The following is a 23,935-nucleotide window of genomic DNA, read 5'->3' as shown; positions in this document are numbered from 1 at the left end:
GTCAGCCTGTTTTGCCGTTCGGAGTGATTAACTGCGCAACGTTTTGAGGGTTGATTCCAATTCGATGGGTAGCAAGGAGAGTAAATTGCCACAAGCAATTACGCTTTCACGCTCCATACCACTCTAATCCGCCGGGAAGGATGTCCGGTGAATATTCAAGGTGTATCACTCGTCGATGAAAGGGCTGGTTTCCTGCATGGGACGAATGCAAAAGCAAAGGTCGCATAAGTAATGCGCCGCCCTTCGACGCGGAACATAAAACCTTTTTTTGAGACTTCAACGCTTCAGTTTTGTCATCACGTAAATATCCAAATTTGTGAGAGCCTGGAATAACCAGCAATGCCCCGTTCGATTCATCAACATCATCAAGATGAATCCGTACAGTCAGCATTCGCTCTAAAATTGCAACCGGCGGCATCACATGAGTGATTCCGGATTTCACCGACCAATTTTGAAAACCTTCCACAGCTTTGCTTTCTTTCACCGCGACGATCAAATCCTGATGCCAATCGACCATCCAATTGGCAACCGGAATTTTGTCAAACAAGATGCCTCTCGTCACAACTGCTTTTCCAATGACCCACTCCACCAATTTCTTCACATCTGAAGAGGCAGCGAGTTTTTCGACAGTCGGAATGACGTTCAGCAAATCTCGAATCGCATAAACCTGTTGATTTTTTCTTTTGACTGCATTTGTTTGAGGCGCATTGTTAATTTCCTGGAGAAGACTTTCAATAGTGTCCTTACTTATTAAATCATCAATGATTGTAAACCCATCTTGATTGAATTTTTCTATATCAAATTTTCGCATAAGCAGGTGATTGGATGTTTTGAATCACACACTAATTCAATCGCGCTTGTTCCTGGCGCAATAACTTGATTTGTTTGCGAATCGTTTCGGCATCGTCAGCGTTTGCAGCCAGTTTCAGGTAGCGTTCCAGTTGGGCAATCGCTTCGTTGTTTCGTTCAACCTGCGCAAGCAACAATCCATAATCGCGAATGTGCGGTAAGGAATCCGGCATGAGCAAAAGAATTCTTTCGATTGCAGAAATGGCGCGGCGCAAATCCTGGCTGCTCGCATAAACGTTCAACAAATTCGCGAGCATGCGCGTGAGCATCTGTTTTTTCGTCACCGGCGCAAGTTGGTTGGGATTGAATTTGATTTTGCCGCCGCTCATCCCTGCGACTAAATCGGCACAGGCGTTTTCACCAAGCAATCGTCCATTATTGAACACATCAATAAAAATCGGCGGCGTTTCCTTCAAATAGCCGACAATGAAATGTCCCGGAAGCCCTATGCCTTGAATGGGCAACCTGAGCATTCGCGCGACCTCGATGTAAACTACCGAAAGCGTGATGGGAATGCCCTGTCGTCGGTCAATCACTTCATTCAGAAAACTGTTACGCGGATCATAATAATTTTCGCGGTTGCCTTGAAAACCGAGTTCATCAAAAAGCGTGGTGTTGATGGCATTGATGATGTCTAAAACGTGTGTCGCATTGCCGATGCGAAATGCGGTGTGCTGGGCGATGTTTTCAAGTTTTTCCAGATAAAGCGCGACATCCAGGCGCGGATATTCTTCGGCGGCAATCAAAAGCGCCGCTTCACCGAGCCGAATGTCGCTTTCATTTCGCAAGACGATTTCAGCAAAGCGATTCCGGGCATTTGCTCTAAACGAGTTCTGCATCGCTTACAGTGTAGCGAAATTTTTTCCCGCACAAAAATTTATCCGATGATGAACCGCGCCGGTTTGCATAGGCAACCGAACACAGCCAACCATCGGATAAGTTTTCAGAAACTAAGGCAGCAAATCGCGCACGAGGATTTTGCGCAATCGCTTGTCCTTCAATCATCACCGCCACCGAATCAGCCAGCTGACAAACTTGCAAATGAATTCGTCAGATTTCGTAGCTGGCAATTGAGCGGGAGATGTTGCTGGAAGATTGGTCGTCATAAAACTTCGCGCTTATTTTGAACTTTGCGCCGAAAGCGGTTTACCACCGACTTTGAAATTGCCCCACAAAAACCCGTAAGAATTATCGGCAACCGAAATCATATACTCCCAGCCGTGATTGCCTTGAAAGAGGTTGAATTTGTGGGCGATGCCGAGTTTGGTCAGATGTTCATCAAAGGTTTTATTCGGCGCGGCGAATTGATAACGATCTTGTTCGCCGACATCGAAATAAATCTTCAAGCCGGTTTTCTTAATTGATGCCGCATTGCTGGTCGCCACATCGGTCGGGTTATTGGCTTTGAAAAATTCAGCATCGGGCGGGTCGCCAAAAATTTTGCCGACCAGTTGCCGTCGGAATTGCGAATAACGGTCAGCGCCTGAAACGTCGGGCAATTCCGAAAAAATTGCCGCGCAATGCGCCGTCACCGATGAAAATATTTCCGGGTGTTTAAATGCCAAGACCAGCGCGCCGAAGCCGCCCATTGAAATGCCCTGAATGGCTCGCGCATCGCGTGTGCCAACCGCGCGATAGGTCTTCTCCACATAAGGAACCAAATCTTTGATAATCGCGTCTTCATACTGTTCGCCGTTTTTGGCATTCAGGTAAAAACTGTTTTTACCCTGCGGCGCAATGATAATCATTTCGCCAATCACATGACTTTGTCTGAGTTGATTCACTTTATCGGCGACGTGGCGGGCTTCAAACTCGCGCTCATTGCCATTCATGCCATGTAGGAAGTAAAGCACCGGGTAGCGGCGTTTCGCATCTTTGTCGTAAGACGGCGGCAGTTGCACGGCAAACGGCAAGTCGCGTCCAAGCGCAGTTGATTGCAGTGTCCCGTATTCAATGCGGCTGCCATCGGTTGCAGGGGTTGTTTGAGTTGCGCTTTGAGAGGGTTGTTGATTTTCGGCGTTTGCGGTCATTCGCAAAAACGCCGCGACGCCAATTGCCGCCACGAGTGCGACAAGCGTAACAAAAGCGACATTAGGGAAATTAGCTCTTTTCATTTTGCACCATAAAGCGAGGTCCCTTGCTGGGGAAATGGTTGACGTTCAATTTATTCGCGGCAACATCGGTCAAATCAATAATCGCTGCGGCATTGATGGCGGCGGCAATCGAAATGGTTTCGCTGATCTCATCGGGCGTCGCGCCCAGTTCGAGGGCTTTTTTCATATGCCCTTCAATGCAGCCCTGACATTTGGCGACCAGCGAAGCCGCAATTGAAATCAATTCCTGAGTTTTGCCATCTAAAACTTTACCGTCGGTGTAATAAATTTCGCGGTAGAATTCGCCGTAGATGCGCCGCATTTTCGGGTGCATCATCGAATAAGATTCAATCGGTTGTTTGTTTTGCGGATTTAATACCGGAACATCATTTTCGGTTTCGACTGGCTGAACATCCGCAGTCTGGGAAGAAGTGTTATCCATTATCAAACTCTCCTATTTGATTTGTTAAAGCGTAGGTGTCTCACCAACTATCGCCTATGAGGTGCAGTACGAAATTTTCTCGTTCACCGTCACATTTACTTTCGGTCTGGGTCAAAAGACTCAATAGAAACTTCTACCATACGCTCAGTTGGGTTATCAACGTGGGAGTTTAAAAGGCTGAAAGGTTGATTAAAGGGCTAAATATGCGGCGGCGCGTTTGGACAGGTCTGCGGTCACGAACAAGTCGGAAATCACTGCCACGCTATCGGCACCGGCACATAAAACCGAGGCGGCGCTTTCAAGGGTGATGCCGCCGATGGCAACCAGCGGTTTTGCGATTTGTGATTTGAGTTGAGAAATCAATTCCAAGCCAACCACCGGGTCAGGGTTTTCTTTAGTGGAGGTCTGAAAGACTGGCCCAATGGCGATGTAGTCAATCGCCATCAAATCGGCTGCCAGAGCCTGTTTCAAGTCATGTGTGGAATAGCCGATGATGCGCTGCTCGCCTAAAAGTTTTCTCGCCTGTTCGGGCGGCAAATCGTCCTGCCCCAGATGGACGCCGTCCGCATCAACCGCCAGGGCAATATCGACGCGATCATTGATGATGAGTTTTACGCCGAGACGCCTGGCTACCCGCATCGCGGCAACAGCGGCAGCGTAAAACTCGCGTGGCGCGGCTTTCTTTTCCCGCAGTTGAATCAAGGTCGCGCCACCTGCGGCAAGCATTTCGATTTGCTCAGCATGTGAAAGACGGCTCAGATTGACATCGGTAATGGGATAGAGTTTCGGAAGCATCATGTTAAAAAGTCCAGCGGGTCTTGCGAGCCTTGTGAGTCAATGGAGGGATGCACATCGCCAACAATTGCCACCGGGATTCAGATAATTTACCAGACTCGCAAGCCTGTGAGCGCAACGAACCGCCTGACTATTTCGAGGTTGCCGATTCGTGTTGTCTGGGGCGACTGCCTTGCGGTTTGCCGGTTAAAAATCTGTCCATGAATTTCGTCGATAAATTACCGGCAATGAAATCCGGGTCAGCTAAAATCTTCTGATGCATGGGAACGGTGGTCAGGACGCCTTCGATAATCATGGCTTCGAGCGCCCGCTGCATTCTGGCAATCGCCATCTCCCGTGTGCGGTGATGAACAATCAATTTGGCAATCAGCGAATCGTAATGCGGCGGCACAAACCAGTCAGGATACGCAGCAGTGTCTACACGCACGCCCGGTCCACCGGGAATGTTTAAGGCAGTAATCAGTCCGGGGGATGGCGCAAAGGTCTCCGGTGATTCAGCATTGATGCGGCATTCAATCGCGTGACCGTTAAAAATAATATCGTCCTGCGTGAATTCCATGGGCTTGCCCGCGGCGATTAAAATCTGTTCGCGCACCAAATCGGTATTGGTCACAAATTCGGTTACCGGATGCTCGACCTGTATGCGCGTGTTCATCTCCATAAAATAGAAGTTTTTATGTTCATCCAATAAAAACTCCATCGTCCCGGCATTGACATAGCCAATCTCGCGGCAGGCTTTGACCGCCACTTCTCCCATTGCCCGGCGAAGTTCGGGCGTGAGCGCCGGCGATGGAGATTCTTCAATCAACTTCTGATGGCGGCGTTGCACAGAGCATTCGCGCTCACCGAGATGCACGACATTTCCGTGCGCATCACCCAAAACCTGAATTTCGATGTGACGGGCGATTTCAATATATTTTTCGATATAAACCGCAGGATTGTTGAAAGCAACCTGAGCTTCCTGTTGCGCGGCGGGCAAAGCGGTCAACAACTCTTCGCGATTGCGAACGATGCGCATACCGCGTCCGCCGCCTCCGGCTGAGGCTTTGATGATGACCGGGTAGCCAATCTCTCCGGCAATTTTCAATGCCTCTTCTTCGTCTTCGATGACGCCATCAAACCCTGGAGTAATCGGCACACCGGCGGCTTTCATGGTGGCGCGAGCTTGCGCTTTATCGCCCATCGTGCGGATGGATTCGGGCGTCGGGCCAATGAATTTAATATTGCAAGCTTCGCAGACTTCAGCAAAATAGGCATTCTCTGCCAAAAAACCGTAGCCCGGATGAATCGCATCAACATTGGTGATTTCAGCAGCAGAAATAATCGCCGGGATGTTCAGATAACTTTTAGCGGAAGCTGCTGGACCGATGCAAACGGCTTCGTCGGCGAAACGCACATGCAGCGAATCACGGTCGGCTTCGGAATGAACCGCGACGGTTTGAATCCCCAGTTCTTTACAAGCCCAGATGATTCGCGTAGCGATTTCGCCTCGATTGGCGATGAGGATTTTTTTGAACATAAAAAAACAGGATTCAGGATTCAGGATTCAGGGATTGGGTGCTCAACAACGCTTTACTTGAATCCTACATCCCAGCTAAATCTTGACGCCGAATAACGGTTGACCATATTCGACCGGTTGCGCATTTTCCACAAAAATCTTGACGATTTCGCCGGTGACTTCCGCATGGATTTCGTTCATCAGTTTCATCGCTTCGATAATACAGACGACGGTTTCCTGCTCGACATTGTCACCGATTTTAATGAACGGGTCGGAGGTCGGTGAAGGCGCGCGATAAAACGTCCCGACGATTGGCGATTTAATGATGTGCAGTTCAACTTCCGGTTCCGGCGCTTTCGTTTCGCTTTGCACAGGCGCGGTCGTCTGAGCAGTTGCGACCTGTAATATCGGCTGAGGCAGCGGCACAGCGGCAGGCGAATGTAGAATGACCGGCGCGGTTTGCGATTGCAGTTCACTCGGACGACAAATGCGCAAACGAAAGCCTTCGCGTTCAATCTCGAACTCAGTGATGCCCTTTTCGGTGACCAGTTTGATTAACTCTTTGAGTTCTTTTAAATCCATATTCGCCTCTTTGGTTAGAATTTTAATAATCTGCCCTTTGCTTTAATTAGCACTTCAAGAAAACGAAAGCCTCAACCGCCAATGGTTGAGGCTTGAATACCTGACACAGGTGAATCTGTTTCACCTAAAACTATTTGACCTTTCACCTGAGCAGAAAAATTTGCCTCATCGCTTCGGCAGCGAATTGAACCTTAACTCAAGCTACTCGGATTTTTTGCCGAACCCGAAAAGCCCGCGTTTCTTTTTGGCTTCTTTCGGTTGTTCTGTACTGGCTTCGCTTTCACCGGCGCGGTCAACCAGTTCAATCATTGCCATCTCAGCGCCATCGCCTTTGCGGATGCCGAGTTTGAGAATGCGCGTATAGCCGCCCGGTCTTTCCGAATAACGCTCTGCCAATTCCCCGAAAAGTTTATCCACCGCTAAGACGCCAGCTGTGCGTTTCGGTTGTTTGCGTTTATAAGTGCCATCGGGAAAGCGATTGGTATTTCCGGCGTGAAAATATCCGGCTGCCAGACGCCGCGCATGCACAGCCTGTTCAGGTTCTGCCGAAAGCGCGCGTTTGCCAAGCGTGATGGCGCGTTCGGCAAACGGGCGCAATTCTTTCGCCTTGGGAAGCGTGGTGACGACGGCTTCGTTGACGATAAGTGAGGTGCAAAGATTTCTGAGCAATGATTTGCGATGTTCCGATGTACGACCTAATTTTCTATGTGCAACTTTATGACGCATGATAAATCCCTCTTAAAAAATGCGATTATTTGCCAAAGCCGTCGTTACCCGGACCTTGAATAACCCGCCCCTGCTCATCGAATCGCATACCGAAATCAAGCCCCATCGAATGGAGAATATCTTTGATTTCATTGAGCGATTTACGTCCGAAGTTTTTCGTCTTGAGCATTTCCGCTTCAGTCTTCTGCACCAATTCGCGCAACGAACGAATATCGGCATTCTTCAAACAATTATATGAGCGCACCGAAAGTTCCAATTCGTCGACCGATTTGTCGAGCGAATCGAGTCCGGGAAATTTCTTGACCTCTTCAGGTTCCGATTCGACCAGTTCCGGCTCCTCTTCAAAATTGATGAAGATTTGCATATGGTCTTTAATCAATTTGGAAGCCAAGCCAACGGCATTTTCCGGTTTAACCGAACCGTTCGTCCAAACTTCGATGGTCAGTTTGTCATAATCGGTATCTTGTCCGAGACGCGCCGATTCAACCGTGTAGTTGACTTTTTTTACCGGTGAGTGAACCGAGTCAATCGGGATATAGCCAACCGCCAGGTCTTCGTCGAAATTGCGTTCAGCGGACACATAACCGCGTCCACGTTTGAGACGCATTTCAATATCGATGGAACCGCCTTCGGAAATCGTCGCCACGTGAATATTGGGGTCGAGAATTTCGACATCGGCATCCGCTTCAATCGCGCCGGACAGGACTTCACCGGCAGTTTCGCTGGTGAGGCGAAGAGTTTTCGGTCCCGCGCCATGCAATTTAAACGGGATACGCTTTAAATTGAGAATAATATCGGTGGCGTCTTCGACAACGCCGGGTATCGATGAGAATTCGTGTAAAACGCCTTCAATTTTAACAGCAGTGATGGCTGCGCCTTCAATCGATGAAAGCAGGGCGCGACGCAGGCAATTGCCAATCGTCGTGCCGAAGCCACGCTCAAACGGATGAGCATAAAATTTTCCGTATCGGCTCGTTAAAGTTTCCGTTTCACAAGCCAATCGTTTGGGTCTTTGAAATCCGACTAAAAATTGAGTTTCTGTATTTTCCATCAGTCCCTCATCAGGTCTGGGCGACGGTTACAGCAGAGCTAACCATCGCCAGTTAAAAATTAAAAATTACTTGGAGTAGAGTTCAACGATAAGTTGCTCGTTGATATTTTGACCGATGTCTTCACGACGCGGCAGTGCGGCAACACGCCCACGCATGTCTTCAACCGAGGTGACTTCGAGCCAACTCGGTCGCCCGCGTCCCGATGCCGTTTGAAAGGCGCTTTGAATATGAATATTCGAGCGGCTTCCTTCATGGATGGCAACTTCATCTCCGACTTTCACCTGGAAACTGGGGATATTAACTTTTTTACCGTTTACCGTAACATGACCGTGATTGACGAGTTGACGCGCTTGAGGACGAGAAGTGGCAAAACCCAGACGAAAGACTGTGTTATCGAGCCGACGTTCGAGCAGGGCTAAAAGATTTTCACCAGTTACGCCTTTCATACGAACCGCACGCTCAAAATAAAGTCTGAACTGACGCTCAAGCATTCCGTAAATGCGTTTGACTTTTTGTTTTTCGCGCAACTGCTCGCCATAACCGATTAATTTGCCACGGCGGGCATTGCGACCGTGTTGACCGGGAGGTTGTGGGCCTCGTTTTTCAATCGGGCAAGAAGGCTTATAGCAGCGCTCCCCCTTCAAAAATAATTTCATTCCTTCGCGGCGGCACAAACGGCACACCGGACCTCTATACCTTGCCAATGTTTATTCCTCCGTCTTTCTTTCCCTTGCCGGGAATCAAAAGTTTACAGGCTTTTATAGCCCTTCATCCTTTAAAACGCTTTTTAAGCGTTTGACTAAAATGCAAAGCAAGGGCTAGACGTTTTTCTGCGTTGAAAAACGCTTAGCCCTCACAACAATATCGAAAAGCGTTAGACTCTGCGGCGTTTGCTCGGTCGGCAACCGTTATGTGGAATCGGCGTCACATCACGAATGACCCGCACTTCGATGCCCATGGTTTGAATCGCGCGGACTGCCGATTCACGTCCCGAACCGGGACCTTTCACGCGAACCTCACAGGATTGCATGCCCATATCTTTGGCAACCTGAGCGGCTTTCATTGCTGCTTGTTGAGCGGCAAATGGCGTACCCTTTCGCGATCCGTGAAAGCCGAGCGCCCCAGCCGATGACTGGCTGATTAAATTGCCTCCGAGGTCAGTGATTGCCACCAGCGTGTTATTAAAGCTTGCTTGAATGTGAACAATCCCCTGCGGAATTATCTTCTTCTCTTTTTTCTTAAAGGTTTTCTTTTTACCGCTTTTTACTTGTGCTTTTGCCATAACCTTCCAAAAGTTACGAGGACTGAATGCTGAGGACTGAGCAGAATGTATTTCCCCTCAGTCCTCAGCATTCAGCACTCAGTCCTTACTTCTTGCCCGGAGCTTTCTTCTTAGCAACCGTGGCGCGACGCGGACCCTTGCGAGTGCGCGCATTGGTATGTGTACGTTGACCGCGAACCGGAAGTCCTCTGCGATGACGCAAGCCGCGATAGCAACCAATGTCCATCAAGCGTTTGATGTCCATTTGAATTTGCTTGCGCAAATCCCCTTCGACGAGTCCTTGCTGGTCAATGATGGTGCGAATGCGGTTGACTTCCTCTTCGCTCAATTCACGAATTCTTTTGTTAATATCAATCGCGGCTTCGCCAAGTATCTTATTGGCGCGAGCGCGTCCAATACCATAAATGTAAGTGAGGCCGATTTCGGCTCTTTTGTTTGCTGGTAAATCTACACCTGCTATACGTGCCATAAAACTCCGTTATCATTAAATCAAACAGCCGCGATTATCCTTGTCGCTGCTTGTGCTTGGGATTCGTGCAAATCACCCGCACCACACCACGGCGGTGAATCACTTTGCAATTTTCACAGATTTTTTTAACTGATGCTCTGACTTTCATTGTTTTATACCTTCCGGTGTTTATGCGCCATGCAGAGAAATCCTGCGCGCAAGAAACGGATACTATACCATCCTGATATAATGTGCGCAACCTAAGTTTGCAGTCCGATTATGACCATTTTAATGACTTGCCGTAGCCGCTTCTACAGGAAGGGTTAAGACCTCGGGTCCCTCCTGGGTGATGGCAATCGTATGCTCAAAATGCGCGGAAGGCTTGCCATCAATGGTTATCACCGTCCATCCGTCCGCGAGTTGTTTGACGTGATGCCCGCCAAGATTAATCATCGGCTCAATGGCGATCACCAACCCTTCGCGAATCACCGTGCCTTTGCCGGGGTCGCCATAATTGGGAACTTGCGGGTCTTCGTGCATGGCGCGACCGATGCCGTGACCGCAGTAATTGCGCACCACCGAATAGCCACGCGATTCGACATACGCTTGTACGGCAAATCCGACATCGCCGAGCCGGTTGCCGACGCGACATTGTTCAATTGCCTGAAACAGCGATTGTCTGGTCGCCTCCAATAATTTCGCCACCTCATCGCTGATTCTACCGACCGGAACGGTTACGGCGGAGTCCCCAACATAACCTTGCAAGGTCACACCGCAATCAATGCCGATAATATCGCCTTCGCGCAATTTGCGTTTGTCGCTCGGAATACCGTGAACCACTTCTTCATTGATTGAAGTACAAAGCGATGCCGGATAACCATGATAGCCTTTGAAAGTTGGATAGCCACCTGCATCGCGAATCATGCGTTCAGCTTCGCGGTCTAAATCAAGTGTGGTAATTCCCGGCTCAACCATCACCGTAAGCTTTTGCAAAACCTGGGCGACAATTTTGCCCGAAGCCCGCATCTTGTCTATTTCCACTTTTGATTTTCTAATAATCATAAAATCAAATTATAACAATCCCCTATCAGCGGCAAACGCTCAGGCAACATCCGCGGCAACCTTATTGACTGCTTGCGCAATCGCATCAAACACTTCGGTTGGCGGGAGAGTGCCATCGACGATTTTCAATCTCTCGGTTTGCGCAAAATAATCCAGTAAGGGTTTGGTCTTCTTGTCGTACTCCGCCAATCGTTTGGCAATGGCTTCTTCAGTATCATCATCACGCTTGTACAGGTCGCTTCCGCAAACATCGCATTTGCCTGCAACTTTAGGCGGCTTGAAATAAATATTATAGATGCGCCCACAACTCGGATTGGAGCAGGTCAACCGCCCTGCCAGTCGCTTGAACAGTAAATCTCTCGGCACATCAATGCTGATGACGGTTATCGAATGCCCTTGTTGCCGGGCGAGTTGTTCAAGCAGTTCGGTCTGCGGCACGGTGCGCGGAAAGCCATCGAGCAAATAACCATTCAGACAATCATCCTGACGGGTGCGTTCATTGATTAACTCGGCGAGAATATCATCGGAAACCAGATTGCCGGCGTCCTGCATCTCTTTCACCTGACGTCCAAGCGGCGTATCGGTTTTGGCAACGGCGCGTAAAATGTCCCCTGTAGCGACAATTGGCAGAGCAAATCGCTCTGCCAACATCTGCGCTTGTGTTCCCTTGCCCGCGCCCTGCGGTCCCATCAAGATGATTATTTCAGGCATATGAATTAATAGGCTCTGCGCGCTTTAATGCGCCGCCCCTTGCCAAAGAAGCCATCATAATGGCGCATGATCAATTGCGACTCAATCTGATTCATGGTATCCATCGCGACCCCGATGACGATTAACAAACTGGTGCCACCGAAAAGGAATTGCAGCCCAACACCGGTCAGTAACCAGGAGGTCAACGGCGTTTGTCTGAGCAGGCTATCGAGCGATTCGCCGATAAACGGCAACGCTCCGAGTTGGATGCCTTGCAGCAAGATGCCCGGCAACAACGCAACCAAAGCCAGATAGATCGCGCCAACGGTGGTCAATCGCGTCAAAATGTCGCTGAAATAATCCGAAGTATGTTTGCCCGGACGAATACCCGGAACGAATGCCCCGCTTTTACGCAGGTTGTTGGCTACTTCATCCGTATTGAAGATGATAGAAACATAAAAGAAGGTGAAAAAGATAATCGCTGCTGCATAGATGAACATATGCAACGGATGGCTGGTTTGCCCTAAATCTCTAACAAAGGTCAACAACCAACCTTTCAGGGTCCCCGGTTCAATGGCTTGATTCATGCCGCCGAGGAAACCGAGAATCGTCTGTGGAAAAGCCAAAATTGACGAAGCAAAAATCACCGGGATAACTCCAGCCATGTTGACTTTCAAAGGCATGTGGGTTTGCTGTTGCGGAATCGCCTGGCGACCAACCATTCTTCGCGCATGATTGATGGCTATCTTTCTAAACCCACGTTCTACGAACACAATTGCCGCAATCACCAAAACCATAGCGAGAATCAGTAAAATCACCCCCAAGGCTTGTGTCGTGCTGCCACTTACCATTTTTTCATAAACCTGTTGCGAAGCCGAAGGCAACCGCAACACGATACCGGCAAAAATAATCAAACTGATACCGTTGCCAATACCCCGTTCGGTAATTTGTTCACCAAGCCACATAATAAATGTGGTGCCGGTTGCCAGCGTCAACATAGTGAGCGGGATGAACGACCATCCGGCATCGGGAACCAGGGGACCAACCGTGGACACCTGATTCTTTAACCAATAAGCAATGCCAAAGGATTGCACGGCGCAAAGCACCACCGTTAAATAACGGGTATACTGAGTAATTTTTCTGCGCCCCAGTTCGCCTTCTTCCTGCAAAGCTTTCAAACGCCCCCACACCACGGTCATTAATTGCAAAATAATTGAAGCGGTGATGTAAGGCGTGATGCCGAGCGCAAATATCGAGACCACTTTAAAATTGCCGCCCGAAAATAAATCGAGAACGCCGACCAGAGAGCGTTGCAATTCACCTTTATCCCACAGGTCTTCGAGCGCCACGGGGTCAATGTTGGGCGTGCGAACATGTGAACCGATGCGATAAACCGCAAGCATTGCCAGCGTAAACAACAGGCGTTTACGCAACTCAGGAATAATAAAAATATTGCGTATACTATTCAGGAAATTCTCAAGCATGAGATTGAACCTCTAAGGTAGTGATAAGCGATAAGCAACGATTTTTTCTTCGTCACTCACCACTCTTCGCCCATCACAATTTAGTCACCGCCACTAATAACCCTTGAAAACGCATAGGCGGTCGGGTGACCGCCATAACTTTTATCATTCTCTGCTATTCGTGGTCAAAGACCGCTTTGCAATATTTACCGGGCGATAGTGCAACCGGTTGGCAACTAGGCTTCAAAGGAAGTCGCCCCAACCAGGGATGTTTTGCCGCCAGCGGCTTCAATTTTTTCTTTTGCGCCTTTGGTAAAACGATGCGCCGTGACATTCAGCGATTTCGTCAACTCGCCGCTGCCGAGAATCACCACGCCATCGTGATTGCGCAGTTGACCTTTTTTAATCAACCCGCGTTCAGCCATCAATTCCGGGGTGATGCTTTCATTCGCTTCAAATTTGCGCTCCAGGTCTGACAGTTTGACTTCAAGCCATTTGGTCTTGAAGATGTTGGTAAACCCGCGTTTCGGCAACCGTCTTTGCAAAGGCATCTGCCCGCCTTCAAACCCTGGACGGCTTGAATAACCTGAACGCGATTTTTGACCTTTGTTACCGCGAGCCGAGGTTTTGCCATGACCTGAACCCGGACCACGCCCGACCCTTTTTTTATTTTTGTTGGCTCCCTTGGGAGCACCGATGTTATGTATGCCTAGTGCCATTTTCAAAACTCCAAAAGTCGCAAGCCGGTTGCGAACAACTGCCGGAAATCCGTTTCCTTCAAACCTGTCCGGTTAGCGACAGCCGTGTATTTAACTATTCAACGATTCTCAGCAAGTGCGGAACCTTGTTGACCATTCCGCGAATTGCCGGGGTATCCGGGCGTTCAACGATTTGATTCAATTTCGTCAGTCCCAGACTGCGAACAATGGTTTTATGATTTTTATTCGTCGCGATGGTCGAACGATACCATTGAATCCTGATTTTGTTCTCTTTGGCTGCTGCCATGACATTCACTCCAATTCAAAATATCGCGCGATTTTATCTGCTTCACACAGACCGTTAATCACGCGCTGGTTTTACATCTCTTCGGCGCTTTGTTTTCTAAGCCGAGTGACGCTCTTGGGGTCTTTGAGGTCGCGCAACCCTTCAAACGTGGCGCGCACCACATTGTGCGGATTCGAGGTGCCGATGGATTTGGTCACCACATCGCGAACCCCGACGAGTTGCATAATCGCGCGCACCGGACCACCGGCAATCACGCCTTTGCCTTCGGGCGCGGGTTTGAGTAACACCCGACCTGCGCCATATACGCCGGTGACTTGATGCGGGATGGTGTTACCGGAAAGCGACACACGAATCAAATTCTTCTTTGCCGCTTCCAGTCCTTTTTTAATCGCCAGCGGAACTTCTCGCGCTTTGCCTGAACCGAAACCGACAATGCCGTTTTCATTGCCGACAACCACTAAAGCGGCAAACGATAAATTTTTTCCGCCCTTAACCACTTTGGTCACGCGGTTGATGGAAATCACCTGATCTTTTAAGTCCAATCCTGATGCGTCAATTAATTCTTTCATGCCTTAAAACTCCAGTCCCGCTTCGCGAGCGGCTTCTGCCAAACTTTTTACCCGTCCGTGATAGATGTAACCGCCCCTATCGAAAACCACCTGCGTGAGACCTTTCTCTTTGGCGCGTTCGGCAATCAGTTTGCCGACCTCTTTTGCCGCAGCCACATTGCCGCCGGTATTGCCAAACTGTTTTTCAGTGGTCGAAGCCGATGCCAGCGTTACGCCGCTCACGTCATCAATCACCTGCGCATAAATGTGATTGAGGCTACGGAAAATCGCCAGGCGCGGACGCTCCGAAGTGCCGGAAATTTTCTTGCGAATGCGCGTATGAACAGCGCGACGAACCTGATTTTTATCTTTGTTTGCCATAATCTTTTCCTGTTTGCTGATTGCGCCCAGAGCGTCACTTCAGCAACTTAAAAAACGATGAAGGCGGAACGATGAACGAGGAAGTAAGAAATTTCTTTCTTCTGTTCATCGTTCATCGTTCATACTTCATACTTTCTTAAAATTATTTTCCGGTCTTGCCGGGTTTGAGTTTCAATTGTTTGCCGGCATAACGCACGCCTTTACCCTTGTAAGGGTCGGGCTTGCGCAAACTGTGCATATCGGCGGCAATCTGCCCGACCTGCTGTTTGTCGATGCCGGTGATGGTCAAGGTAGTCTGATACTGCGGAATCTGTTTATTGACCTTCTCAATTTTGACATCAATGCCTGTGGGCAGAGGAAATTCAATCGGATGCGAATAGCCGAGGTTGAAAACCACTCGATTCTTCTGCATTTCGACTTTATAACCGACGCCGACGATATCCATCTGCCGGGAAAACCCTTCGGTTACGCCGGTCACCGCATTGGCAACCAGGGCGCGGATCAAGCCGTGCAATGCGGCTTTGTCATCACCGCTACGTTCGGCAAGCAGTTGATCGTTTTCAACCCGCAGGCTTACGCCTTCAGGAATTTTTGTCGACAAGGTGCCTTTCGGTCCCGCCACTTCAATATTGCCGTCGGCGATATTAATTTTTACGCCTTTCGGTAAAGCTATCGGTTTTTTACCTATTCTTGACATTTCACAAACTCCAAAATCTTTGAAGCGTTACCCGTGCGCGGTGACGAACGCGGGTTAAAATTTCGCGGTTGACCTTTGGGCAATCCCCCCTGGTCTCGTCACCTGTCACGCTGTAACCGTCATCACCTTAGTAAACGCGGCACAAAACCTCGCCTCCGACTTTTTCACGACGCGCCTGTCTATCGGTCATCACCCCGCGTGAAGTCGAAAGAATGTTTACGCCCATTCCACCAAGCACTTTGACGAGTTCATCGCTTCCTTTGTAAACCCGGCATCCGGGTTTTGAGACGCGTTCTATCTTTGCGATGATCTGTTCGCCTCGCGCCCCATATTTCAACATGATGCGAATGTTTGAACGCGCACCTTCGCCAATCAATTTGTAACTAATAATAAAGCCTTCTTCTTTGAGGATGCGGGCGATTTCCAACTTCAATTTGGAAGCCGGCACATCTACTTTCTGGTGCTTGGCTGCCAGGGCGTTGCGCATCCGCGTCAACATATCAGCAATTGGGTCTGTCATTCCTAACTCCTAAACAGTGATGAGTGATGAGTGATGAGTGATGAGTTTTAGCTTGAGACTCATCACTCATCACTCATTACTCATTACTCATTTTTACCAACTCGATTTCGTCACACCGGGTATTTGACCTTCGAGCGAAAGCTGTCTGAAGCAAATACGGCAAATTGCAAATTTACGCATATAGCCGCGACCGCGACCGCAACGCAAACACCGGTTGTGAATGCGCGACGAGAAGACATTCATGTTCATGCCCTCGGTTTTGGCGCGTTTAACGGTTTTCTTTTTCGCATCGCCGTATTTCTCTTTGACACGGCCCTTTGCGTTATCAAGAGCGCGTTTCAGCTCTTTCGCTTTATACATTGACGATTCTCTTGCCATCTTCCCTCTAAGCAGTAGGCGGTAGGCAGTAGGCAGTAGGCAGTAACTTTTAACTGCCTGCTGCCTGCTGCCTGCTGCTTACTATTTTGCAAACGGCATCCCGAATTGACGAAGCAGAGCGCGTCCCTCTTCGTCGGTATTTGCCGTTGTAACGATTGAAATATTCATTCCGCGAGTTCGATCAACTTTGTTGAAATCAATCTCAGGAAAAATTAACTGGTCTTTTACACCGAGCGTGTAATTGCCGCGACCATCAAAGGCGCGGGCGCTGACCCCGCGAAAGTCGCGAACCCGCGGCAACACCGCATTAATCAATCTGTCGAGAAATTCATACATGCGGTCGCCGCGAAGCGTAACGCTGACGCCAATCGGCATTCCGGTTCGCAATTTAAAAGCCGCAATCGATTTTTTAGCTTTGGTAATCACCGGCTTTTGCCCGGCGATGGTCGTCAGTTCCATCACCGCCTGGTCGAACACTTTAGGATTGTTCTGGGCTTCGCGACCGACGCCCATATTCAAAACGACTTTTTCAACTTTCGGCACCGCCATGATGTTGGTGTAGCTGAACTCTTTCACCAAAGCGGGCACGATGTCTGCTTTATATTTGTCTTTTAATCTCGCTGCCATTTTTTTTCCTTTCGCTGATGCTTTGCCGGATTGACGCTTGCCTTCAGCAAAATGCCGGTCGATGACCGGTTATAAAATTATTCAATAACTGCGCCTGAACCTTTGGCGATGCGCGCCCGCGTGCCGTCGGCAAGCACCTGTCTGCCAACGCGGGTCGGTTGACCGGATTGCGGGTCAACCACCATCACGTTTGAAGCATCAATCGGCGCTTCGCGTTCCAGGATGCCGCCTTTTTGACCGGTGCGGTTATTGGCGCGCATGTGACGTTTCACCATGTTGACGCCTTCGACAACCACTTTGCGCTTCTTAGGTAAAACCTCAATCACACGTCCGGTTTTGCCTTTGCTCTTTCCGGTTATCACTACCACACGATCATTTTTTTTAACGTGCAACTTTTTCATAATCCCTCGACAATTCAAAGTAAAAGCCGGCGCGCAAATCATTAAGAATTTATCCTGCGCCTTTTTACTTTTTACGTTTCACTTCTCAAATCACTTCCGGCGCGAGACTGACGATTTTCATAAACCGGCGGTCGCGAAGTTCGCGCGCCACGGGTCCGAAAACGCGTGTCCCAACCGGTTCGTTATCCGGTTTGATAATCACTGCGGCATTCTGGTCAAAGCGAATGTAGGTGCCGTCTTTGCGGCGCGTTTCTTTGCGCGTGCGCACGATGACAGCGCGAACCACTTGACCTTTTTTCACTGCGCCATCGGGCGAGGCTTCTTTAACCGCAGCGGTAATGATGTCACCAAGTCCGGCTCTAAGTCCCGTATGCCCGCCAAGCGGCAGAATCATCGAGATGCGTTTTGCGCCCGAATTATCAGCGACTTCAAGAATTGTTCTCATCTGAACCATCTGTCGTTCCTCCAATTGCGGATTGCGGATTGCGGATTGCGGATTGCGGATTTTATAAATATTAACTTTCCGTCTTTAATGAATTGTCGGCTACAAAATGCAAATCAATCTAACTTTCAATTCGCAATCCGCAATCCGCAATCTGCAATTGCCTTAGCTTGCTTTTTGAACAATCTCAACGACGCGCCATCGCTTACGCGCAGAGAGCGGGCGCGTTTCTATAATTCTTACGATGTCGCCGATTTTTGCGCCCATATCGTCGTGCGCCATGAATTTCTTGCGGCGACGAATGTAGCGTTTATATTTCGGATGGCGCACTTGTCTTTCAACGCGCACCACCACGGTTTTCATCATCTTATCGCTGACGACCAAACCGACTTTTTCCTGTCTTCTGCCCTGCGCAGCCGCGGCGCTTACCGTGGTTGCGGTTTCGCTTGTCGCCTCTTCTGCCGGCGTGATGTTATTTGTCTCTTCCATAACTTACCTTTAAAAACTATTTGCCCGGAGCAACCGCGCGCTCACGCAAAAGGGTTTTAACCCGCGCAAGGTCTTTGCGATTTGCGCGAATCTGTTTAACGGTATCGGTGTTGCCGAGTGCCAGTTTGAAGCGCAAACGAAAGGTCTGCTCTTTCAATTCGTCCACCATTGCGTTCAACTCTTCATCCGATTTGTCTCTCAATTCATTCGCCTTCATGCCAAACCTCCGGATTCCTGTTCTTTGCGGGTGACGAATTTGGTTTTGATTGGCAGTTTCATTGCCGCCAGACGAATGGCTTCGCGCGCGGTCTTTTCATCAACGCCTTCCATCTCAAACAAAATACGTCCGGGTTTGACGACACAAACGAAACCTTCGGGTGCGCCTTTCCCTTTACCCATGCGCGTTTCAGCAGGCTTTTTGGTAATCGGTTTGTCCGGGAAAATGCGAATCCAAATCTTGCCGCCGCGTTTGATGAACCGGGTCATTGCAATACGCGAGGCTTCGATTTGTCTGCCGGTAATCCAGGCCGGCTCAAGCGCCTTGAGTGCATATTCGCCGAACGAAATCTCTGAACCGCGCGTGGCAATTCCGTTCATTCGCCCTTTCATGTGGCGACGAAATTTCATTCTTTTTGGAATTTTATATTCAGCCATTATTTCACCAGTAGTCGGTGGTCGGCAGTCGGTAGCCAGTGATCAGTTCAAAAACCGACGGCTGGCTACCGGCTACCGGCTACCCTTATTGTTGTGGTTGTCTTCTACGTCTCGTGAATTCATCGCCGCGATAAATCCACACCTTCACGCCAATCACTCCAAAAGTGGTGTTGGCTTCGGCAAAGCCGTAATCGATATCGGCTCTCAGGGTATGCAGCGGCAGACGACCTTGCAAATACCATTCGGAGCGGGCGATTTCCGCGCCGTTCAAGCGACCCGAAACCCGCACCTTGATGCCTTGCGCGCCGAAACGCTGAGCATTTTCCACCGCCCGACGCATGGCGCGACGAAAGGCGATACGTTTTTCGAGTTGCTGAGCGATTTGTTCGGCTTGCAGTTGAGCATTCAATTCAGGCTTATTGATTTCCTGAATATTGACATAGACCTCGCGTCCCGTGCGCTCTTTGATTTCCTGTTTGAGCTTGTCAATTTCCGCGCCTTTGCGCCCGATGATGATACCCGGACGCGACGTGTGAATGATGATTTTCAACTTGTTTGCGGCACGCTCAACATCAATATGCGAAACCCCGGCACCGGCAAATCGCGCTTTCAAATCTTTTTTAAGTTTCAAGTCTTCCTGCAATAACTCGGCGAAATCTTTTTTGGCAATCCAGTTGGAATGCCAACCGCGATTCACTTTCAACCTGAAACCATATGGATGCGTTTTCTGACCCACTTTTCCTCCAGCGAGTCTGGCGAGTCTGACGAGTCTGGCGAGTTCGGAAATTTGACCACTCGCTGGACTGGCTAGACTGGCTAGACTTTATTCTTCAACCTTCGATTCCACTTCAATAGTGATGTGGTTTTGCCAGCGACGTTCGCGGTAAGCGCGACCCATTGGAGCGGGGCGCACACGGCGGCGATATTTCGTCGGGCCTAAATCAATCATGGCTTTGGATACCACCAGGCTATCAACATCAATGCTGATGTTGAGTTGGTCGGCTTTCTGTTCCGCATTGGCAATTGCCGAACGCAGGGTGATTTCGATGGGTTTGGCGGCGCGTTTTCTCGAAAGCGCCAACACCTGCAACGCCTCTTGGGCATTGCGCCCACGAATCAGGTCAACGACAAGGCGAGCTTTTTGCGGCGAACCTTTAATGAATTTTGCTACGGCTGTGGCTTTCATCGCTGCTTACCTGCCTCCCTTCTTCACGGTCTTGTCGCTTTTTTCAGGGTGACTTTTGAAGGTGCGCGTCGGCGAAAATTCACCGAGTTTGTGTCCGACCATGGTTTCCTGAATGTAGACAGGGATGAACTTTTTGCCATTATGAACGGCAATCGTATGACCCACCATTTCAGGAATAATGGTCGAGCGACGTGACCAGGTTTTATGAACACGTTTCTCGTTCGCCTGATTCATTTTATTGATGGCTTTTTCCAGATGCGCATCAATGAACGGACCTTTTTTAATTGATCTAGCCATAATTCTCTCAAGTGCCGAGGACTGAGGACTGAGGACTGAGTTAAGTCTTTTAGCTCAGTCCTCAGTCCTCATCACTCAGTCCTATTTCTTGTTAGCTCTACGCACGATGAATTTATCGGTGCGCTTATTGTTTCTGGTTTTGTAACCGCGTGTTGGTTGTCCCCAGGGGGTCACCGGGTTGCGACCACCTGAAGTTTTACCTTCGCCGCCACCATGTGGATGATCAACCGGGTTCATTGCCACGCCGCGAACTTTCGGACGACGACCGAGCCAGCGCGTGCGTCCGGCTTTGCCGAGGCTCACATTGCTGTGGTCGATGTTGCCGATTTGTCCGACCGTCGCGTAGCAAGCAATATTGACGCGGCGAATTTCACCCGAAGGTAAACGAAGTTGCGCCCAGTCGCCTTCTTTGGCAACCAACTGCGCCTGACCGCCTGCGGCGCGCACCATCTGTGCGCCTTTACCAGGTCTGAGTTCGACATTGTGAATCGTCGTACCCAGCGGAATGTTGCGAAGCGGCAGCGCGTTGCCCGGAATAATATCGGCATCGGGACCTGATACCACGGTCTGTCCGACTTTGAGTCCGAGCGGCGCGATGATGTAACGTTTCTCGCCGTCAGCATAATTCAACAAAGCGATATTTGCCGAACGATTCGGGTCGTATTCGATGGTAGCAACTTTCGCCGGAATGCCCGCTTTATCGCGTTTGAAATCGACAATGCGATACTGGCGTTTGGAACCCCCGCCGCGACGACGCACGGTTATGCGTCCATCATTGTTGCGCCCGGAAATTTTCGTCTTCGGCGACAGCAATGGTTTGTAAGGCTTATCGGTTGTCACCTCTTCTCTGACGAGGTAGGTTTGATAACGCCTGGCTGCTGATGTTGGTGTTAGCTTCTTAATTGCCATCTCTTCTCCATTGCGGATTGCGGATTGCGGATTGCGGATTGCGGATTTTCTCTTATTTAAAATCCGTTTCCGTCCGCGAATTGCAGGTTACAAATCAATTGAGCTTTCACTCGTTCAATTCGCAATTTGCAATCCGCAATCCGCAATTGACTAAATTGCGTCTTCGTAAACAATCTGTTTTTCGCCGCTTTTCAGCGTCACGTAAGCTTTTTTCCAATCGGGTCGGCGACCGCCTTCGCGTTGTCGCTGGGTGCGCTTGATTTTGCCTTGATAATTGGCAACCCGCACATCGTCAACTTTGACGCCGAATATTTTTTCAACCGCCCGTTTGATTTCGGGCTTGGTGGCATTGTTGGCAACCTTCAAGGTGAGCAACTGCCGGTCGTTGCCATCGCGACCCATTGATTCGACCTCTTCTTTCATCGTCAGAGCTTTCTCTGTGATGACCGGCCCTTTGATAACATCCCAAATGCTTTTCATTGCTATCGTCTCCCTAGTTGCCGCTCAACTGTTTGTCCAACTGAGTCACTGCTTCTTTGGTAAAAGCAACCTGCTCATGCGTGAGCAATTCATAAACATTCACGCCGTTTGCAGAAATCAATGTGACGTTGGGAAGGTTGCGCGATGAAAGCGCCAGATTACCGTTTTCGAGCGAATCAACAATTAATGTCTTTTTATCGAGTCCGAGGGTGGAAAGGGTGCTGACGAAATCCTTGGTGCGATGCGACGAGAGATTGAAATCTTCGACGACCACCAAGCCGCCTTCACGCAGGCGTTCGGATAAGACCGAACGAATCGCGCCGCGCCGCATTTTCTTAGGAATCGCATAAGACCAATCGCGCGGCTGCGGCCCGTGGACATTGCCACCGCCTTTCCACAACGGTGAACGCAGCGAGGCGATACGCGCGCGCCCTGTGCCTTTCTGCTTCCAGAGTTTTTTACCCGAACCGCTGGTGTTGCCGCGAGTTTTGGTCGCCGACGTTCCGGCGCGTTGATTCGCCAAATAATTTTTCACCGCCTCATAAATGAGCGCTTTGTTGAGCGGCGCGCCGAATACTTTATCCGACAATTCGACTTCGCCGACTTCTTCATTCTTTAAGTTTTTAACCTTAATCACAGGCATTGCCGTTCACCTCTTTAAGCTTGCGTCTTTCTGATGAGCACATAAGCGCCGTTCGGGCCAGGCACCGCGCCGTAAATCAACAATAAGTTGTTTTCGGTATCGACGGCGACCACGCGCAGGTTCTTGACGGTTTTGCGTTCCGTGCCCATATGACCCGCCATCTTTGTGCCCTTGATAACCCGCGAAGGATAGGCGGATGCGCCGATACCGCCAGGCGCGCGATGGAACATCGAACCGTGTGAAGCGCGACCACCGCCAAATCCGTGACGTTTAATAAAGCCCGCAAAACCCCGCCCTTTCGATTTACCGATGATGTCAACCAGATCGTTCTCGTTAAAGACATCGGCAACCAGAACCTTATCGCCAACATTGGTTGAATCTTCACTTCCTTCGACGCGAATTTCTCGCAAAATGCGCGTCGGCGGGATGCCCGCTTTCTTGAAGTGACCTTCGGTTGGTTTGTTGACTTTCTTTGGCGCGCGCTCTTCAACCAATCCCAGTTGGACGGCATTGTAACCATCTGTATTAACGGTCTTCTTTTGCACCACGACGCAGGGACCGGCTTTGAGAACCGTTACCGGGGTAACGGTTCCATCCTCCGCGAACACTTGTGTCATCCCTACTTTTTTACCGATTATTCCTTTGACCATAGCTAATAGTCCTTCGGTCTAGCGAGTCTCGCGAGTCTGGCAAGTCCGGCGAGTTTGCGTTGACTCGCTGGATTTGCCAGACTGGCTAAACTTCATAGACTTGTTACTTGTGATCTTTACCGAAAGCTTTAATTTCGACATCAACGCCTGCGGGCAGGTCGAGTTTCATCAGCGCATCAACCGTTTGCGGCGTCGGATCGAGAATGTCCATTAATCGCTTGTGTGTGCGAATCTCAAATTGCTCACGTGATTTTTTATCAACGTGCGGGCTGCGGTTGACCGTGTATTTGTTCTTAACGGTCGGCAGCGGAATCGGACCCGCAACGCGAGCGCCCGTGCGCTTCGCTGTGTCAACTATCTCAGTCGTTGACTGGTCAAGCACTCTATAATCGTAGGCTTTCAGTCTGATTCGGATTTTTTCGTTTAACATAATTCTCTAAGTCCGTAGTTCAGAGTTCATTGCCCGTAGAAAGTAGCGCATAGTCCATCAAAACTACCGACTACTGACTACGGACGGCTGACTATTCAATAATTTCCGAGATGGTGCCCGCGCCCACCGTGCGCCCGCCTTCGCGAATCGCAAACCGCAACCCCTTCTCCATCGCGATTGGCGTGATCAACTCAATCGTCAATGCCGTGTTGTCTC

At 49.7% G+C, this 23,935-nt stretch carries 39 protein-coding genes; all 39 read right to left on the bottom strand.

The window, feature by feature from the left end; all coding sequences use genetic code 11:
• Positions 1–106 precede the first annotated feature (106 nt).
• The gene (locus tag AB1757_05805; protein ID MEW6126535.1) at positions 107–811 is read right to left on the bottom strand and encodes a phytanoyl-CoA dioxygenase family protein; all 705 of its coding nucleotides are present in this window, start codon (positions 809–811) and stop codon (positions 107–109) included.
• A 31-nt stretch (positions 812–842) separates the two neighbouring features.
• Complete coding sequence (locus AB1757_05800) at positions 843–1,637, bottom strand: transglutaminase-like domain-containing protein (GenBank protein MEW6126534.1); 795 nt, start codon at positions 1,635–1,637, stop codon at positions 843–845.
• Positions 1,638–1,671: 34 nt separating this feature from the next.
• Positions 1,672–1,854: a hypothetical protein gene (locus AB1757_05795; GenBank protein ID MEW6126533.1), complete on the bottom strand. Its 183-nt coding sequence runs from the start codon at positions 1,852–1,854 to the stop codon at positions 1,672–1,674.
• Positions 1,855–1,967: 113 nt separating this feature from the next.
• The gene (locus AB1757_05790) at positions 1,968–2,963 is read right to left on the bottom strand and encodes an alpha/beta hydrolase family protein (GenBank protein ID MEW6126532.1); all 996 of its coding nucleotides are present in this window, start codon (positions 2,961–2,963) and stop codon (positions 1,968–1,970) included.
• The gene (locus tag AB1757_05785; GenBank protein MEW6126531.1) at positions 2,950–3,384 is read right to left on the bottom strand and encodes a carboxymuconolactone decarboxylase family protein; all 435 of its coding nucleotides are present in this window, start codon (positions 3,382–3,384) and stop codon (positions 2,950–2,952) included. The genes AB1757_05790 and AB1757_05785 overlap by 14 nt, the downstream gene beginning before the upstream one ends.
• A gap of 189 nt (positions 3,385–3,573) precedes the next feature.
• A complete protein-coding gene (gene thiE / locus AB1757_05780) occupies positions 3,574–4,182 on the bottom strand; it encodes a thiamine phosphate synthase (protein ID MEW6126530.1) in 609 nt (202 codons plus the stop codon).
• A gap of 127 nt (positions 4,183–4,309) precedes the next feature.
• Positions 4,310–5,698 (bottom strand): acetyl-CoA carboxylase biotin carboxylase subunit, encoded by a 1,389-nt coding sequence (gene accC, locus AB1757_05775; protein MEW6126529.1) that lies wholly within the window; start codon positions 5,696–5,698, stop codon positions 4,310–4,312.
• Positions 5,699–5,773: 75 nt separating this feature from the next.
• Complete coding sequence (gene accB, locus AB1757_05770; protein ID MEW6126528.1) at positions 5,774–6,259, bottom strand: acetyl-CoA carboxylase biotin carboxyl carrier protein; 486 nt, start codon at positions 6,257–6,259, stop codon at positions 5,774–5,776.
• A 201-nt stretch (positions 6,260–6,460) separates the two neighbouring features.
• The gene (gene rplQ / locus AB1757_05765) at positions 6,461–6,985 is read right to left on the bottom strand and encodes a 50S ribosomal protein L17 (GenBank protein MEW6126527.1); all 525 of its coding nucleotides are present in this window, start codon (positions 6,983–6,985) and stop codon (positions 6,461–6,463) included.
• A 25-nt stretch (positions 6,986–7,010) separates the two neighbouring features.
• Positions 7,011–8,036 (bottom strand): DNA-directed RNA polymerase subunit alpha, encoded by a 1,026-nt coding sequence (locus AB1757_05760; protein MEW6126526.1) that lies wholly within the window; start codon positions 8,034–8,036, stop codon positions 7,011–7,013.
• 66 nt (positions 8,037–8,102) lie between these two features.
• Positions 8,103–8,741, bottom strand: a complete 639-nt coding sequence (gene rpsD / locus AB1757_05755) for a 30S ribosomal protein S4 (GenBank protein MEW6126525.1) — start codon at positions 8,739–8,741, stop codon at positions 8,103–8,105.
• A 170-nt stretch (positions 8,742–8,911) separates the two neighbouring features.
• On the bottom strand, positions 8,912–9,319 hold the full coding sequence (gene rpsK, locus AB1757_05750) for a 30S ribosomal protein S11 (GenBank protein MEW6126524.1): 408 nt from the start codon (positions 9,317–9,319) through the stop codon (positions 8,912–8,914).
• Between the two features lie 85 nt (positions 9,320–9,404).
• Positions 9,405–9,788 carry a 30S ribosomal protein S13 gene (gene rpsM, locus AB1757_05745; protein MEW6126523.1) on the bottom strand — a complete coding sequence of 128 codons (384 nt, stop codon included), beginning with the start codon at positions 9,786–9,788 and terminating at the stop codon, positions 9,405–9,407.
• Between the two features lie 34 nt (positions 9,789–9,822).
• The gene (rpmJ, locus tag AB1757_05740; protein MEW6126522.1) at positions 9,823–9,936 is read right to left on the bottom strand and encodes a 50S ribosomal protein L36; all 114 of its coding nucleotides are present in this window, start codon (positions 9,934–9,936) and stop codon (positions 9,823–9,825) included.
• A 119-nt stretch (positions 9,937–10,055) separates the two neighbouring features.
• Positions 10,056–10,829 (bottom strand): type I methionyl aminopeptidase, encoded by a 774-nt coding sequence (map, locus tag AB1757_05735; GenBank protein ID MEW6126521.1) that lies wholly within the window; start codon positions 10,827–10,829, stop codon positions 10,056–10,058.
• A 39-nt stretch (positions 10,830–10,868) separates the two neighbouring features.
• Positions 10,869–11,540 (bottom strand): adenylate kinase, encoded by a 672-nt coding sequence (locus tag AB1757_05730; protein ID MEW6126520.1) that lies wholly within the window; start codon positions 11,538–11,540, stop codon positions 10,869–10,871.
• 5 nt (positions 11,541–11,545) lie between these two features.
• On the bottom strand, positions 11,546–13,003 hold the full coding sequence (gene secY, locus AB1757_05725; protein ID MEW6126519.1) for a preprotein translocase subunit SecY: 1,458 nt from the start codon (positions 13,001–13,003) through the stop codon (positions 11,546–11,548).
• A 215-nt stretch (positions 13,004–13,218) separates the two neighbouring features.
• Positions 13,219–13,701, bottom strand: coding sequence for a 50S ribosomal protein L15 (rplO, locus tag AB1757_05720; protein ID MEW6126518.1), 483 nt, complete (start codon positions 13,699–13,701; stop codon positions 13,219–13,221).
• Between the two features lie 94 nt (positions 13,702–13,795).
• Positions 13,796–13,987 carry a 50S ribosomal protein L30 gene (gene rpmD / locus AB1757_05715; protein MEW6126517.1) on the bottom strand — a complete coding sequence of 64 codons (192 nt, stop codon included), beginning with the start codon at positions 13,985–13,987 and terminating at the stop codon, positions 13,796–13,798.
• 71 nt (positions 13,988–14,058) lie between these two features.
• A complete protein-coding gene (gene rpsE / locus AB1757_05710; protein ID MEW6126516.1) occupies positions 14,059–14,556 on the bottom strand; it encodes a 30S ribosomal protein S5 in 498 nt (165 codons plus the stop codon).
• A gap of 3 nt (positions 14,557–14,559) precedes the next feature.
• A complete protein-coding gene (gene rplR / locus AB1757_05705; GenBank protein ID MEW6126515.1) occupies positions 14,560–14,916 on the bottom strand; it encodes a 50S ribosomal protein L18 in 357 nt (118 codons plus the stop codon).
• 142 nt (positions 14,917–15,058) lie between these two features.
• Positions 15,059–15,613 (bottom strand): 50S ribosomal protein L6, encoded by a 555-nt coding sequence (gene rplF / locus AB1757_05700; GenBank protein ID MEW6126514.1) that lies wholly within the window; start codon positions 15,611–15,613, stop codon positions 15,059–15,061.
• Between the two features lie 127 nt (positions 15,614–15,740).
• Entirely contained in the window at positions 15,741–16,133 is a 393-nt protein-coding gene (rpsH, locus tag AB1757_05695; protein ID MEW6126513.1) for a 30S ribosomal protein S8, read from the bottom strand.
• 93 nt (positions 16,134–16,226) lie between these two features.
• Positions 16,227–16,511 (bottom strand): type Z 30S ribosomal protein S14, encoded by a 285-nt coding sequence (locus tag AB1757_05690; GenBank protein ID MEW6126512.1) that lies wholly within the window; start codon positions 16,509–16,511, stop codon positions 16,227–16,229.
• Positions 16,512–16,592: 81 nt separating this feature from the next.
• Positions 16,593–17,138, bottom strand: a complete 546-nt coding sequence (rplE, locus tag AB1757_05685; GenBank protein ID MEW6126511.1) for a 50S ribosomal protein L5 — start codon at positions 17,136–17,138, stop codon at positions 16,593–16,595.
• Positions 17,139–17,215: 77 nt separating this feature from the next.
• Positions 17,216–17,539, bottom strand: a complete 324-nt coding sequence (rplX, locus tag AB1757_05680) for a 50S ribosomal protein L24 (GenBank protein ID MEW6126510.1) — start codon at positions 17,537–17,539, stop codon at positions 17,216–17,218.
• Positions 17,540–17,624: 85 nt separating this feature from the next.
• Positions 17,625–17,993, bottom strand: a complete 369-nt coding sequence (gene rplN, locus AB1757_05675; protein ID MEW6126509.1) for a 50S ribosomal protein L14 — start codon at positions 17,991–17,993, stop codon at positions 17,625–17,627.
• A gap of 153 nt (positions 17,994–18,146) precedes the next feature.
• Entirely contained in the window at positions 18,147–18,470 is a 324-nt protein-coding gene (gene rpsQ / locus AB1757_05670; GenBank protein ID MEW6126508.1) for a 30S ribosomal protein S17, read from the bottom strand.
• Positions 18,471–18,486: 16 nt separating this feature from the next.
• Positions 18,487–18,687 (bottom strand): 50S ribosomal protein L29, encoded by a 201-nt coding sequence (rpmC, locus tag AB1757_05665; GenBank protein ID MEW6126507.1) that lies wholly within the window; start codon positions 18,685–18,687, stop codon positions 18,487–18,489.
• The gene (gene rplP / locus AB1757_05660; protein MEW6126506.1) at positions 18,684–19,124 is read right to left on the bottom strand and encodes a 50S ribosomal protein L16; all 441 of its coding nucleotides are present in this window, start codon (positions 19,122–19,124) and stop codon (positions 18,684–18,686) included. Before rplP ends, rpmC begins: the two co-directional genes overlap by 4 nt.
• A gap of 85 nt (positions 19,125–19,209) precedes the next feature.
• Positions 19,210–19,860: a 30S ribosomal protein S3 gene (gene rpsC / locus AB1757_05655; protein MEW6126505.1), complete on the bottom strand. Its 651-nt coding sequence runs from the start codon at positions 19,858–19,860 to the stop codon at positions 19,210–19,212.
• 87 nt (positions 19,861–19,947) lie between these two features.
• A complete protein-coding gene (rplV, locus tag AB1757_05650) occupies positions 19,948–20,310 on the bottom strand; it encodes a 50S ribosomal protein L22 (GenBank protein MEW6126504.1) in 363 nt (120 codons plus the stop codon).
• 6 nt (positions 20,311–20,316) lie between these two features.
• Entirely contained in the window at positions 20,317–20,607 is a 291-nt protein-coding gene (gene rpsS, locus AB1757_05645; GenBank protein MEW6126503.1) for a 30S ribosomal protein S19, read from the bottom strand.
• Positions 20,608–20,688: 81 nt separating this feature from the next.
• Entirely contained in the window at positions 20,689–21,516 is an 828-nt protein-coding gene (gene rplB / locus AB1757_05640) for a 50S ribosomal protein L2 (protein MEW6126502.1), read from the bottom strand.
• Positions 21,517–21,666: 150 nt separating this feature from the next.
• On the bottom strand, positions 21,667–21,996 hold the full coding sequence (gene rplW / locus AB1757_05635) for a 50S ribosomal protein L23 (GenBank protein MEW6126501.1): 330 nt from the start codon (positions 21,994–21,996) through the stop codon (positions 21,667–21,669).
• A 13-nt stretch (positions 21,997–22,009) separates the two neighbouring features.
• Positions 22,010–22,639 (bottom strand): 50S ribosomal protein L4, encoded by a 630-nt coding sequence (rplD, locus tag AB1757_05630; GenBank protein ID MEW6126500.1) that lies wholly within the window; start codon positions 22,637–22,639, stop codon positions 22,010–22,012.
• 14 nt (positions 22,640–22,653) lie between these two features.
• Positions 22,654–23,289: a 50S ribosomal protein L3 gene (rplC, locus tag AB1757_05625; protein MEW6126499.1), complete on the bottom strand. Its 636-nt coding sequence runs from the start codon at positions 23,287–23,289 to the stop codon at positions 22,654–22,656.
• Between the two features lie 103 nt (positions 23,290–23,392).
• A complete protein-coding gene (gene rpsJ, locus AB1757_05620; GenBank protein MEW6126498.1) occupies positions 23,393–23,719 on the bottom strand; it encodes a 30S ribosomal protein S10 in 327 nt (108 codons plus the stop codon).
• Between the two features lie 91 nt (positions 23,720–23,810).
• The coding region (gene tuf / locus AB1757_05615) for an elongation factor Tu (GenBank protein ID MEW6126497.1) at positions 23,811–23,935 on the bottom strand (125 nt) is incomplete at its 5' end.

Source organism: Acidobacteriota bacterium, from assembly GCA_040754075.1.
Classification (GTDB): Bacteria; Acidobacteriota; Blastocatellia; order UBA7656; family UBA7656; genus JBFMDH01.
The sequence above is the reverse complement of the archived record's forward strand: the minus strand, read 5'-3'. Positions and strand labels throughout refer to the sequence as shown.

Bases quoted from the DNA above. Each gene is read 5' to 3' on its own strand.
- AB1757_05805 (MEW6126535.1), bottom strand. From the start codon at position 811: ATGCGAAAATTTGATATAGAAAAATTCAATCAAGATGGGTTTACAATC.
- AB1757_05795 (MEW6126533.1), bottom strand. From the start codon at position 1,854: ATGATTGAAGGACAAGCGATTGCGCAAAATCCTCGTGCGCGATTTGCT.
- AB1757_05790 (MEW6126532.1), bottom strand. From the start codon at position 2,963: ATGAAAAGAGCTAATTTCCCTAATGTCGCTTTTGTTACGCTTGTCGCA.
- AB1757_05785 (MEW6126531.1), bottom strand. From the start codon at position 3,384: ATGGATAACACTTCTTCCCAGACTGCGGATGTTCAGCCAGTCGAAACC.
- thiE (MEW6126530.1), bottom strand. From the start codon at position 4,182: ATGATGCTTCCGAAACTCTATCCCATTACCGATGTCAATCTGAGCCGT.
- accC (MEW6126529.1), bottom strand. From the start codon at position 5,698: ATGTTCAAAAAAATCCTCATCGCCAATCGAGGCGAAATCGCTACGCGA.
- accB (MEW6126528.1), bottom strand. From the start codon at position 6,259: ATGGATTTAAAAGAACTCAAAGAGTTAATCAAACTGGTCACCGAAAAG.
- rplQ (MEW6126527.1), bottom strand. From the start codon at position 6,985: ATGCGTCATAAAGTTGCACATAGAAAATTAGGTCGTACATCGGAACAT.
- AB1757_05760 (MEW6126526.1), bottom strand. From the start codon at position 8,036: ATGGAAAATACAGAAACTCAATTTTTAGTCGGATTTCAAAGACCCAAA.
- rpsK (MEW6126524.1), bottom strand. From the start codon at position 9,319: ATGGCAAAAGCACAAGTAAAAAGCGGTAAAAAGAAAACCTTTAAGAAA.
- rpsM (MEW6126523.1), bottom strand. From the start codon at position 9,788: ATGGCACGTATAGCAGGTGTAGATTTACCAGCAAACAAAAGAGCCGAA.
- rpmJ (MEW6126522.1), bottom strand. From the start codon at position 9,936: ATGAAAGTCAGAGCATCAGTTAAAAAAATCTGTGAAAATTGCAAAGTG.
- map (MEW6126521.1), bottom strand. From the start codon at position 10,829: ATGATTATTAGAAAATCAAAAGTGGAAATAGACAAGATGCGGGCTTCG.
- AB1757_05730 (MEW6126520.1), bottom strand. From the start codon at position 11,540: ATGCCTGAAATAATCATCTTGATGGGACCGCAGGGCGCGGGCAAGGGA.
- secY (MEW6126519.1), bottom strand. From the start codon at position 13,003: ATGCTTGAGAATTTCCTGAATAGTATACGCAATATTTTTATTATTCCT.
- rplO (MEW6126518.1), bottom strand. From the start codon at position 13,701: ATGGCACTAGGCATACATAACATCGGTGCTCCCAAGGGAGCCAACAAA.
- rpmD (MEW6126517.1), bottom strand. From the start codon at position 13,987: ATGGCAGCAGCCAAAGAGAACAAAATCAGGATTCAATGGTATCGTTCG.
- rpsE (MEW6126516.1), bottom strand. From the start codon at position 14,556: ATGAAAGAATTAATTGACGCATCAGGATTGGACTTAAAAGATCAGGTG.
- rplR (MEW6126515.1), bottom strand. From the start codon at position 14,916: ATGGCAAACAAAGATAAAAATCAGGTTCGTCGCGCTGTTCATACGCGC.
- rplF (MEW6126514.1), bottom strand. From the start codon at position 15,613: ATGTCAAGAATAGGTAAAAAACCGATAGCTTTACCGAAAGGCGTAAAA.
- rpsH (MEW6126513.1), bottom strand. From the start codon at position 16,133: ATGACAGACCCAATTGCTGATATGTTGACGCGGATGCGCAACGCCCTG.
- AB1757_05690 (MEW6126512.1), bottom strand. From the start codon at position 16,511: ATGGCAAGAGAATCGTCAATGTATAAAGCGAAAGAGCTGAAACGCGCT.
- rplE (MEW6126511.1), bottom strand. From the start codon at position 17,138: ATGGCAGCGAGATTAAAAGACAAATATAAAGCAGACATCGTGCCCGCT.
- rplX (MEW6126510.1), bottom strand. From the start codon at position 17,539: ATGAAAAAGTTGCACGTTAAAAAAAATGATCGTGTGGTAGTGATAACC.
- rplN (MEW6126509.1), bottom strand. From the start codon at position 17,993: ATGGTTCAGATGAGAACAATTCTTGAAGTCGCTGATAATTCGGGCGCA.
- rpsQ (MEW6126508.1), bottom strand. From the start codon at position 18,470: ATGGAAGAGACAAATAACATCACGCCGGCAGAAGAGGCGACAAGCGAA.
- rpmC (MEW6126507.1), bottom strand. From the start codon at position 18,687: ATGAAGGCGAATGAATTGAGAGACAAATCGGATGAAGAGTTGAACGCA.
- rplP (MEW6126506.1), bottom strand. From the start codon at position 19,124: ATGGCTGAATATAAAATTCCAAAAAGAATGAAATTTCGTCGCCACATG.
- rplV (MEW6126504.1), bottom strand. From the start codon at position 20,310: ATGAAAGCCACAGCCGTAGCAAAATTCATTAAAGGTTCGCCGCAAAAA.
- rpsS (MEW6126503.1), bottom strand. From the start codon at position 20,607: ATGGCTAGATCAATTAAAAAAGGTCCGTTCATTGATGCGCATCTGGAA.
- rplB (MEW6126502.1), bottom strand. From the start codon at position 21,516: ATGGCAATTAAGAAGCTAACACCAACATCAGCAGCCAGGCGTTATCAA.
- rplW (MEW6126501.1), bottom strand. From the start codon at position 21,996: ATGAAAAGCATTTGGGATGTTATCAAAGGGCCGGTCATCACAGAGAAA.
- rplD (MEW6126500.1), bottom strand. From the start codon at position 22,639: ATGCCTGTGATTAAGGTTAAAAACTTAAAGAATGAAGAAGTCGGCGAA.
- rplC (MEW6126499.1), bottom strand. From the start codon at position 23,289: ATGGTCAAAGGAATAATCGGTAAAAAAGTAGGGATGACACAAGTGTTC.
- rpsJ (MEW6126498.1), bottom strand. From the start codon at position 23,719: ATGTTAAACGAAAAAATCCGAATCAGACTGAAAGCCTACGATTATAGA.